The sequence below is a fragment of the Spiroplasma monobiae MQ-1 genome (genome assembly GCF_002865545.1).
Classification (GTDB): domain Bacteria; phylum Bacillota_I; class Bacilli_A; order Mycoplasmatales; family Mycoplasmataceae; genus Spiroplasma_A; species Spiroplasma_A monobiae.
In genome coordinates this window covers 333,463-345,367 of the sequence record NZ_CP025543.1, presented here as the reverse complement: position 1 = coordinate 345,367, position 11,905 = coordinate 333,463, and the positions used below count along the sequence as shown (strand labels likewise).

The window sequence follows — 11,905 nt, the reverse complement described above, 5'->3', positions numbered from 1 at the left end:
GAAACACTTAAAATAAAGGTAGCTAAAAAACTCAAAATAACAATTACTATGAATTGTATTTTGAACTTTAGGACACCCTTTATTCCTTGTTTCAAATATAAAAAAATTGACTTTTTCACTTTATTCATTCCCGACTAGAATTCATTATCATATTATAGGTTTTTTTTTTTTTTTTTTTCAAGTATATAAAAAATTTATTTAAAAGATTTTACTAACCTAAAAGATTTTACTAACCTAAAAAATTTTTACTAATATTTAAAAATATAATAAAAAATATTGGGGGAATAATATGAAAAAGATTTTAGAGCTATTATGTGTTATAAGCATATCTGCATCTACTTTTAGTGTGGCATCTTGCAGTTTTATAAATACAGAAAAACAATCAATTAAAAATAAGGTTGAAAATTTAATGAATATTTCATCAGTTCTTTTGAGAGGAACAATGATTCAAAAATCAAATGAAGGCAATAAAGAACTTTCATCGTATGATTCTAATTTTTTAAACACAATAGTTGGTAATACAAAGGCAATAGATACTATAAAAGGTTTTGACACAGATAGAGAAACAAGTATTAATGACCTGCACAGTACATATTTTGATATGCAAGATTTAAGTAGAGATGCCATAAATTCTAAAAATAATAATTTTTTAAGCAATAATGTTAAATCTCCTTCAGGACCTTTAGATCAATATGGAGATACATTAGTTCTTATAATAAGCATATTAAAAGCTAATGGTGGAATTCACCCTAGTTTATCTGGAATAATTGAAGGTATTTTGCCTCAAATTAATATAGGAGATGAAAAATTAGCAAATAATTTAACTAGCAATAAATTAAAACCGATTTCAAATTTCTTAGAACAAACAGGACCAGAATTAACAAAACTAATAGGTTTTTTACAAGAATCAAAAATTTTAAATTCTGTTTTAAAAAATTTCTTTAATTCTGAATTTATAAATGCAATTAAAGACAAAGACATTTCTTCGACAAGTAGTTGAATTGATGAAACAGTTAAAAATATAGATTTTAAGGGTCTATTAAATTCTTTAGATAATTTTATAAACTCATCTTTAACAATTGATAAGAAAGCTGAAGAACTGACTGGACAGATGATAATAAATGCTTCTCTAAACAGAATAAGCAATATATTTGCAAGAGCTTCACAACAATTAGACAAAGTTATAGGTAATGAAAACCTTTATGAACCATTAGGTAGTAAATTTGATACAAATTTAGGAGAAATAATTGCCAAATTCTTAGAAAAAATAGGTTCAAAGGATGAAACTTTTGACTTTTCAAAATTTTTAACTTTAATTATTAGTGAACCTGAAAATATTGTAGATTTTATATTCTTTATTTCAGGAATTTTAAAATATATATCTTCTATTGATTTTTCACAATATAACCCTAAAGACGACAAGAACTTATTCAGTAGCGAAAAATCAAATAATGATTTTTTAGAAGAATTAAATAATAAAAATTTAAAGGAAAACCCCTTCTCTTCTAAAACTTTATTTAAAAATTTAATTGAAATAACAGATACAAATAAAGACCCATTTGGAAAACAAACACAAAAATTATTTTACATGTTATTTAACTCAGGAAAATCACCTACAAATATAGATAAAAATATTACTTTAATAAATTTATTTGTAAAACTTAAATCGGGTTCAAATAACTTAAAAAATAACTATTCTTCTTTATTGTATGGTTTGGGTAATGGTATTGCGGTTTGACAAGAATGAAATTATAAAAACTTCGGACCAGATTCAGTTGGAAATTTGTTTAGATGAGTTATTGGCGATGGACTTGGTCATAACTCTGATTTTAGTGGCTTAAACAAGGTTTTGGATATCTTAGGAGATTTAGGAATTAAAATTGATCTTAGAGTTAGTGAAGAAACCACAGATCAATTGAAGCACCTCTTTAATTCTATTTGAGATGAAAATTCAACACTATTTAAAGATTTACTTGGTCTTGAAACTAACCTATATTCTATTTTCAGTATAAAAATATCTTCAAATGGAACTATTTCAGAAATTCTAAGACTTATTTATAATTCCATTGAAGGAGAAACAATTAACCAAGGACAAAAATTAAAAGAAGGAATTTCAATTGTTGCCAAAAATTTAATATCTGAAGAATTTACACTATGATATAAAAACAAAGGTAAATTAGAACAATTTAAAGATTTTAGTTATGAAAACAAAGGTAATTACAACGCTCTTCAAGTATTGATTTTGGCATCAAAAAGAAGTGGTTTAATTTTATCCACAAACAATCAAGAGCCAAATAACTTAAATATAAAAGGTAATAAAGCAATTATGGCAGCTCTAGGAACTCTATATGACAATAATGGTAATCAGATAAATAATAATTTTAAAGAAGAAAGTTTATTAGCTGGTGTTGAAAAAATATTTGATGATGAAATTGTGAAAAATGTCTTAGATGATATTGCAAATGGTTTTATTGAAATTAAAAATTTAAATTCAAAAATAATTAAAGAAGTTTATCTTCCTTTAATTAAAAGCGAAAACTTTAAGACGAAGTTAATTTCAAAAGAAAACATCGATAAAAAAAATAAAATACAACAAATAAAATACATAACAACATATAAAGATCCGTTTTTAGGTAAAGAATTTAGATATCAAGTCATTTTGACGCTAGCTTTAAATGACCAAAGTTGAAAAGTTGAAAAAATAAAATTAATTTAAGAGCTAATAGCTCTTTTTTTAAGTTGTTTTTTATATGATAATCTTTACTTTTTATTATATAATTTTTTTAAGAATGAATATGAGGTAGTTGGGAAAATGAAAAAGTTAATTTCTTTTTTAGGAATTATTGCAATTACAGCTTCTACAGGAAGTGTTGCTGCATGTAGTACAGTTAATAACATAAAAACTTCTATTAAAAATAAAGTAGATAACTTAATGAAAATATCATCAGCAGCTCTGAGAGGAGCTATGATACAAAACGCAAGTCAAGATATGCTTGCAAATGGTGAATTGGCATATGACGCTGAATATTTAAATGGATTAATTAATTCAGGAAAAGCAAATTCATTAATTCCTGATTTTAAAACAGACTCAGAAACAACAGTTGGATCATTAATGTCTAACTATTTTGGTGGTCAATCTTTAAGCAGAGATGCGATTAATGAGTTAAATAAATCAGGTAATGGCAGTTATGGTGAAAATGATTTTTTAACAAACCAAGTTAAATCACCTAATGGTTCGGGAGATTCAATTGGAAGTATATTAACTCTTGTTATTAGTGCTATTAAATCTAATGGAGGAATCCATCCAAGTATTTCTGGTTTAATACAAGGTTTATTACCACAATTAGGTCTATCACCTTCTGGTGCAAATGGTGTGGGAAAAGAAAGTATGGAAAGTGTTGCAAGTATTTTAGATAATGCATCAGTTCCATTAGCAATTCTTTTAAAGTCAGTTTCTGGATCAAATGCTGTCTATAGTTTAATTTCAAATCTATTAAATGCAACTTTTTTAAATGATATGAAAGAAGGTAAAACAAATATAACAAATGGTTTACTTTCAGCACTTTCAAGCATTAATATTGTTCCATTAATTTCAGGAATAATAGAACTATTAAATGAGTTTGACATTTTAATACCTTTAATGGATGATTTAATTAATTCTATTTTAACAATGGATTCAATTGAAAGTATGACAAATAAACAAATAATGAACGCAACAAATAAGAGACTTTATAATATCTTTGCTACATTATCAGGACAAAACGATAAAATAATAACAGATAAAATAGAACTTTACAAAGATATTGATTATAACTTTGAAAAACAATTTGGTGAAGTTATTGCAGTATTTTTTGAAAATATTTCTAGCATAAGCACTTCAAATATTGTTTCAATAATACCAGATATTCTATTTGTGGTAGCAGGATTATTACAAAGAATTACTAGTGTTGATTTTGAAACTAATGTTGCACAAAGTAATAGCGATTTATTTAATAATAATGAAGATAGAAAAAATAAAAATCAGGAATTTTTGAAAAGACTGGGAAGCGAAAAATATAAGGAAAATATTTTTAGTACTAAAAAATTAGTAAAAAACCTATCAATAGCATTTAACAGTGAATCAGAAAATGGTTTACAATTAGCGAAATTATTCTCTCTTTTATTACAAACTGGTTCAACATCTAAATCGATTGACTTTGGCAAACCATTTTTAGGTAACAACATAATTGGTTGAGGTTCTAAATTACTTACAATGCTACCAAATATATCTAATGATGTTGGCTCTCATGAAGGTTTATCTCCATTGCTTTATTCTTTAGGTTACGGAATTGCCGTGTGACAAAATATATCAATAAATATTGGTATTGATATAGGAAAAGATCAAATAGGTAATTTACTTAGATTATCAATGGATATGATTATTCAAGGAAGTAGCATTGATGGTTTAAATGGACTTATAGAATTATTAAATTCTTTCGGAGTTTCTCTACCCATAAAATTTTCTTCTAATTCTGAGAAAATTATGAAAAATTCTTGAACAGCTTTATATAGTAAAAACTCAACTATGTTAAAAGATATAATTGGAGGAGAAGAAAATATTTCTCTTCAAATAATTCTTGCAGGACCAGTTTATGAAGGAAAAACAATTAGTGAAATTTTAGATTTTATCTATAAAAATATCAAGTCATCTTCTAATAATGATGCTAAATTTAGACAATTAAAAGAAGAAGCCAAAGGTATTGCTTCAGGTTTACAAGATATTTCAAAAGCATTAGTTGAAGATAAATACAAAATTTTTATAAAAAACAGCAACAAACCATATAATGGTGAAGGAAGCAATGAAGAAAACCAATATACAGCACTTCAAGCATTGATGATAACTTCGGGATTAAATGGTTTAACAGTTCAAATCGAGAATAATAATATACCACCAATAAACGGAGCAAAATCTGCAATGTATGCTTTAGGAACAGATTTTGATGATAACGGAAGACAATTAAATAAATTTAGAGATAATTCTTTATTATCTGGTTTAGAAAAAATAATTGATGACAAATCAATTGATAGTCTATTAGATCAAATAGTTAAGGGTTTTGCAGATGTTAACAAAGTGAAAAACGACCTATCAAATACAGTTTATAAACCTTTAATACAATCAAGAAACTTTAAAAGTAAAGTTAAATCTCATTATGGAATCGATGAAGGAAATGTTGAATCAGGAATTGTATACGTAACAACCTATACAGATCCAGCAACAAAGAGAACATTTAATTATGAAATTAAACTCCTTTTAAGACCAGGTTGGTCTGATTGATATATTAAATCTATTAAAAGAGTTTAAAAAAAATCGCTTTATGCGATTTTTTTTGTATTTTTTCTATTATTTGATTGAATATTAAATACACTAATAATTGAAATAACAATAAGTAGCAAGTATATTGTTAAGATTAAATAGAATCAATTAACAATATTATTAATTGCTTGCTCATCATTTCAAACTAAAGATATAAATAATGTTGAGATAAATATTCAAAATAAAATAAACAAAAATATTATATTAATTTGAGTTAATTTTCTAATAAATATTTTAAAATTACTAAAACCTAGTTTTTTTAGTTTGTTTTCTTCTTCTTTTAAAGAATTAAAATAGATAAAAGTAGAATTTATAAGAACTAAAACACCATAAAATATTAATGAGTAATTCAAATATAAAGCTAAAAAGTTAAGTCCAATGGCAAAGTTATTATTACTATCATTAAATTTATCTACATCTGCCAATAAAGCATTTTGAGTAAAATAGTTGAATACACAAACAGTTACAATTATTAAAATCAACGAAGATACAAGTTTGTATTTTTGCATAATATTTTTAAAAGAACCATGGATCAAAAATGATTTACTTAAAATTTTGGAAAATATTTGACAAGAATATAGAACAAATAAGTCTCCAATAAATGACAATCCTATTATTAAAAAAATACCTCCAAATAAATATATAACGCTAGTTCTAGTTAAGAATACAAGCAATAGATAAGATATTAAAAAAATTGAACCAAATATTATTTTAATAATCAGCTCTTTTCTACTAATATCAGTAGCAATTTGCTTCGGTGAATTAATGTTTTTGAAACCAGTTAAACTAATAATTGAGGAAAGTAATATAAATATTAATCCAAAGATTATAACTTCCACAATGAGAGTAAAGTTATAATTTATTTCGAAATCAATATTTAAAACATTCTTTTCTTTCAAACTTTCTATTAAAACTCCATTCAAAGGTATTGAAAGTAAAAATCCCAACAATATTACAGGAAATAGTATTATTAACTGTTCTAAAATTAAATTTTTCTTTATTGATTTTTCTGATATCCCAATTATCCTTTTATTGATTATCTCCTCACTTCTTGTTTCTAAATTCATTTTCATTATGAACAAAGAAACAATTATAGAAACCAAAAACAAAACACCAAAAAGTATTATAAATATTAAAGTCATATTACTTTCCTGAACCGTTTCATTACTAAAAGAAGAAATTAAAAGCGTTGATGAAGAATATATAAACATAGATGATATTAAAAATACCAAAGCTGAAGCGATATTAAAGTATTTGTAATTAAAAATTTGTTTAAGCATTGTTTTCATTTTTATAATTCTTTATTAAAATATTTTCAATCTCATTATATGAAACATAATTAGTTGAAAACTCATCACTTATACTTCCATTACTTACTATTAAAATTCTATCGCACTTTAATGCCACTTCAGGATCATGAGTTATTATTATTAGAGTTTTATTATTGGCTTTTGTAAGTTTCTTTAATTCATTTAAAACAATTTTCTTATTAACCATATCCAAAGCTGCTGTTGGTTCATCTGCTATTATAACTTTAGACTCTCCTATCATCGCTCTTGCTATTGCAACTCTTTGTTTTTGTCCACCAGATAATTGACTAACAGTTTTCTTTTCAATTTTTGTTAATCCAAGATCATTTATTAGTTTATTGTATTTTTTTTCATCAATATAACTTTTGTTATTTTTTTCAATAAATTTTATATTTTGTTCAACATTTAAATATTCTATTAATTTATAGTCTTGAAATATATAAGAAATTGCTATAGATCTAAACTTTGTTAGATTAGGTTCTTTTAGTTGGACTATATCAACACCGTCAAAAAGCACATTGCCTGATGTTGGTTTTTCCAATCCAGATATTATATTTGCAAGAGTTGTCTTACCAGCTCCACTGTTACCCATAATAGATATACATTCTCCATTTGAAATTGATAAGTTTACATTTTTTATTATTTTCTCTTTAGATACATTATTTATTTTTATAATTTTATTCATTTTGTCCTCCTCTTTAAATTAAAAAATAATTTTTTTAATTTAAAGAGGCTTTATCTCTTTTATATAGGAAATTATTATATTTTTCGAGGAAATTATATTTATAAATTCATCTTGTCTTTTAGGTTCTACTCTTCTAAATTCTATAATCCTTATAATTTTATCTCTATGTAATTTAAATATTAAAGTATTAAATATGAATGGAATTACTAAATAAAATATTTCCAATAACTTAAAATCTATTTTTGGAGAACTAAATTTTATAGTTATAAATAAAGTAAATCCAAAAACAATAAATAAAAACATAGTTCAAAAAGTAATATAAATAAATATAAATGCAAACGATTTTAAAGTCCCCTTTTTATTTTTGGAAAATGGTAACTTAATTAATTTGAATATAAAATTTAAATTAATTATTAAGAAAGTTGTCACAATTAGAAAATCAAAAAAACTAATCACTTGTGCGATTAGACATATAAATATAGCTAATTTATAGTAATTGATTTTATTCTTCATAAACACTCCTTAAATTATAAATATAATTGCAAGTATTAACCCCAAAACTCCTACAGGCAATAAAAATCAAAGTAACCATGTTTTTGATTGTCATTTTGAACCATAACCATTTTTCTTTTCTTTTTTTGGCTTTGTTTTTTTAGGTGGAACAACTTTAATTTCAACTACTTTTTCTTTTGCTTCTGGTGGTGCTTTTCTTCATCCATCAAATTCCTTCATAGGTTTTATTTCTTCATGTTTCTTTTCGAACTTATGAGGTACAATCTCTTCTGCTTTATTTAAGTTCTTATCAATAACTTGTTCTCTTTCATTTTCAGCTAATAAAGGATTATCTGAATCGGGAAGAAGTTCAATTTCACCATTAGTCCTTCCTGCAAGAGTATCTACAAAGTGTTGAGCCACTTCTCTATTTGGGGTTGCAAAAGTTACACCATTTCCAAAACTATCGTTTTGGAGAGATACATAATGTAATCCTCCAGGATTTTTAGAAAATTGTAACTGAATTTTTTGTAATGAATAAGAATCAAAAGGTAAATATCTAATTTGAGTACTTGTATCATTATCTAAAATCTCTAGTGTAAAAGTTCTTTTTGAGGTAATAAAAACTATCCCAACCATTTCATCATCATATCTTTTAAAACTTGCCCAAAGAGCTGATAAAACAGTTTCATCATCATCAAAATAAGTTTCTGTTTGATATCATACTTTTTGTAAGATATCTTTGTATGTAGGCATTCAAATATAACCTTGACTAGCTAATTCTTCTTTAATTTGCATACTAGTTTTCATATTTAAATACCTCTCTTTCACTTATATTATTTTATATTATTTTTATTTGTAAATTTTATATAGATTTCCATTAACTTTTTTTCATAAGCGCTGTGTGGCTTAAACTCAAAATAAGTAATGTCTTTTATTTCATCAGGCAAGTATTGTTGATCTACTCAATCATTTGGATAATCATGAGCGTATTTGTATCCAATACCATGACCTAATTTATGTGCATTCTTATAGTGATTATCTCTTAGATATGGTGGTATTGGTGGTGCTAGACCTTGTTTAACATCTTCTAGAGCTTTTTCTAAAGCCAAATAAGATGAATTAGATTTCTCACTTAAGGCCATTTCAATTATTGCTAGACCCAAAATTATTCTTCCCTCAGGCATCCCAATTTGCCTAAAGATTTGGCAAGCCTGATAAACTCTTACTGTTATTGTTGGATTTGCAAGTCCTATATCTTCATAAGCCATTATAATCATTCTTCTCATTAACACTTCATAATCACCAATAGCCATTAATCTTGCTCAATAATGAAGTGATGCGTCAACGTCACTTCCTCTAATTGATTTTTGAAGAGCTGATTTAAGATCGTGATATTCATCACCTTCACCAGTTCCTTTTGTAACTGCTTGGTCAAAAATTGATTTTATAACTTCATTATTCACTTTTTCTTTTGAATAAAGATTTGTAATTATTTCAATTGCATTTAAAGCAACTCTTAAATCTCCGTTTGAAAGTTCACACAAATTATCAAATGCATCTTGTTCAATATTTAATTCTATATTATTATTTTTAATAACTCTTTTCAGACCCTCTTTCATTTCTTGTGTATTTATTTCTTGCAATTTTAAGATAGTGCATCTACTTCTAATTGCTGGATTTATTACAAAGTAAGGATTTTCAGTTGTTGTTAAAAAAACTATTACCTTTTTAGATTCAATATATTCAAGTAAATAATCTTGAATATTTCTATTCATTCTATGAATTTCATCAATTATTAAAACCAATTGTTCTTCATGATTTGAAGAATCGATAAGTTTTTGAAGTTTGTCCTTTTTATCGTTTGAAGCATTAAAAAATTCAAATTTAGCGTTTAAGTCTTTCGCAATAGATATAGCCATTGAAGTTTTTCCAACCCCGGGAGGACCATAAAAAATTAGATTAGCAAGAAAGTTGTTTTCAACCATTTTTGTTATTAATCCATATTTATTATTTATTAAATGTGATTGTCCTATTATATTTTTTAGAGATGTTGGTCTCAACAAGAAACTTAGAGGTTTGTTCATAATTTCAACTCCTAATTGAATAATAGCATAAAAAAACTAACCTTTATGGTTAGTTTTTTTAAGCATTTCCAGCATCATGTAAATCTTTAAATTTACCTGGTACTTTTATTAACTCTTTATAAGTCCCTTGTTGAACAATTCCCTTACCTGGAGCTAAAACAAATATTTGATCAACATCTTTTATAGTACTTAACCTATGAGCAATAATTACTGATGTTTTGTCTTTCATTAGTTCATTTAATTGAGCTTGAATTTCTTTTTCTACAATATTGTCTAAAGCACTTGTTGCTTCATCTAAAATTAAAAGTTCTGGGTTTCTTAAAAGTATTCTTGCAATAACAAGTCTTTGTTTTTGCCCACCACTCAATAACAATCCTCGTTCACCAAGAACTGTTTGGTAACCATATGGTCAACTATTAATGATTTTGTCAATTTGTGCTTTTTTACAAGCTTCATGGACTTCTTCTTCAGTTGCTTGAAAGTAACCATACCTTACATTGTCATATACATCCCCAAATATTATTGAAGGTTCTTGTTCGACATAACCAACATGGCTTAAGTAACTTTTTAAATTGAAATCTTTAACATTTTTATCGTTTACAAGAACGCAACCTTCTGTTGGGTCATAAAATCTTAATAATAATTTAGAAATTGTTGATTTACCACTTCCAGTTTCTCCAACAAAGGCATAAGATTTTCCTTTTTCTAGAACTAAATCTAGTTTCGGAACTATATTAACTTCTGGTTTTTCTGGATAATTAAACTTAACTTGTCTAAATTCAATTTTAGAAATATTTTCATCAAATAATAATCCGTTTTTTTCATTGTCATCTAAAATAGGATCTTGTTCAATTGTTTCATAAATTTGAGTTGAAGAAGCTGACGCTCTAGAAAGACCTGGAATAATAGCTGCAATTTGTCATAAAGGTCTTGTTAAACCAACCATTGCAGAAATAAATGCAGGTAAAGTTTCTGTCATCATTCCAGATTCATTTCTATAAAATGAAATCGCAACAGTTATCATAATTAAATTTATAACAACATCAGATGCAATAAGGATTGCTAACAATGTTCCATCAATTTTAGATATAGGTTTGAAAGCTTTAATATATGGGTCATGAAGTGTTTCTAATCTTGATTCTTCATATTTTCTAGTCCCTGTTGCTTTAACTAATTTAATAGCACCAATTCTATCAACAACATCTCCGTTTATGTCAGAAATTACTTCTCTAACTTTTTTAACTTTCTTTTGGTATTGTAATGAGAATAAAATTACTAATATGGTCAATAAATAAACAGAAACACTTGCAACAACAGCTAATTGTGGATGTATTATGAACATCATAACAGTACCCATAATTATTACTAATGGAGCTTGAATTACCCAAGCAATCATTCCTGATATTTCATTTCCAATAACATTAGTATCACCAACTAACTTAGTCATTAATTTACCTATTTTTTTATCAGAATAATAACTAATGTCTTGCTCTAATAATCTCTTAATTGTTAAATTTCTTAATTCAACTTCTATTCTTACAGCTAACATTATTGAACAAGAGTTTCTAATATATGTACAGAAATAAAGCATCACTAAATCTGCTGCAGTTATTGCCATTCATCAATGTCACTTCAAATTTCAATAAGTCAAATCTTCTGCTTGAGCTGCAGATAAAACATTTTTTAGGAACAAAGTATTTAAACTTACTAAAAAAGCACTAAAAGTAACTACAAATACAACACTTAAAAATAAAGCCTTGTATTTTCATCCATATATTAAAACAATTCAAGAAAACTTTAATTTTTGTTTTTCTTTCACAAGTTTATATACCTTATCATCTGGTATGTACTTTTTAGATTCTTCTTTTTTACTTGCAACATTCACATCACCAATTGGGTTGTTTGTTACACTAAATGATTGATCCATTAAAATTCCCCTTTCTTATATTTTCATTGTTGATATATTATCACAAAATTA

The 11,905-nt window shown here is 25.8% G+C and carries 7 protein-coding genes; 2 read left to right on the top strand and 5 right to left on the bottom strand.

Translation table 4 applies throughout. The features are described 5' to 3' along the window. Positions 1-289: 289 nt before the first annotated feature. On the top strand, positions 290-2,716 hold the full coding sequence (locus tag SMONO_RS01670) for a hypothetical protein (protein ID WP_101780623.1): 2,427 nt from the start codon (positions 290-292) through the stop codon (positions 2,714-2,716). Between the two features lie 96 nt (positions 2,717-2,812). Then, positions 2,813-5,341: a hypothetical protein gene (locus tag SMONO_RS01665; RefSeq protein ID WP_101780622.1), complete on the top strand. Its 2,529-nt coding sequence runs from the start codon at positions 2,813-2,815 to the stop codon at positions 5,339-5,341. A gap of 11 nt (positions 5,342-5,352) precedes the next feature. Here SMONO_RS01665 and SMONO_RS01660 read toward each other — a convergent pair whose 3' ends face one another. The 5 genes from SMONO_RS01660 to SMONO_RS01635 form a co-directional block, all read right to left on the bottom strand. After that, the gene (locus tag SMONO_RS01660) at positions 5,353-6,642 is read right to left on the bottom strand and encodes an FtsX-like permease family protein (RefSeq protein WP_101780621.1); all 1,290 of its coding nucleotides are present in this window, start codon (positions 6,640-6,642) and stop codon (positions 5,353-5,355) included. Continuing rightward, the gene (locus SMONO_RS01655) at positions 6,626-7,348 is read right to left on the bottom strand and encodes an ABC transporter ATP-binding protein (protein WP_101780620.1); all 723 of its coding nucleotides are present in this window, start codon (positions 7,346-7,348) and stop codon (positions 6,626-6,628) included. Before SMONO_RS01655 ends, SMONO_RS01660 begins: the two co-directional genes overlap by 17 nt. A gap of 522 nt (positions 7,349-7,870) precedes the next feature. Continuing rightward, positions 7,871-8,650, bottom strand: coding sequence for a hypothetical protein (locus SMONO_RS01645; protein WP_101780618.1), 780 nt, complete (start codon positions 8,648-8,650; stop codon positions 7,871-7,873). 26 nt (positions 8,651-8,676) lie between these two features. Beyond that, positions 8,677-9,927, bottom strand: a complete 1,251-nt coding sequence (locus tag SMONO_RS01640) for a replication-associated recombination protein A (protein WP_101780617.1) — start codon at positions 9,925-9,927, stop codon at positions 8,677-8,679. Positions 9,928-9,985: 58 nt separating this feature from the next. Beyond that, on the bottom strand, positions 9,986-11,854 hold the full coding sequence (locus SMONO_RS01635; protein ID WP_101780616.1) for an ABC transporter ATP-binding protein: 1,869 nt from the start codon (positions 11,852-11,854) through the stop codon (positions 9,986-9,988). Positions 11,855-11,905 lie beyond the last annotated feature (51 nt).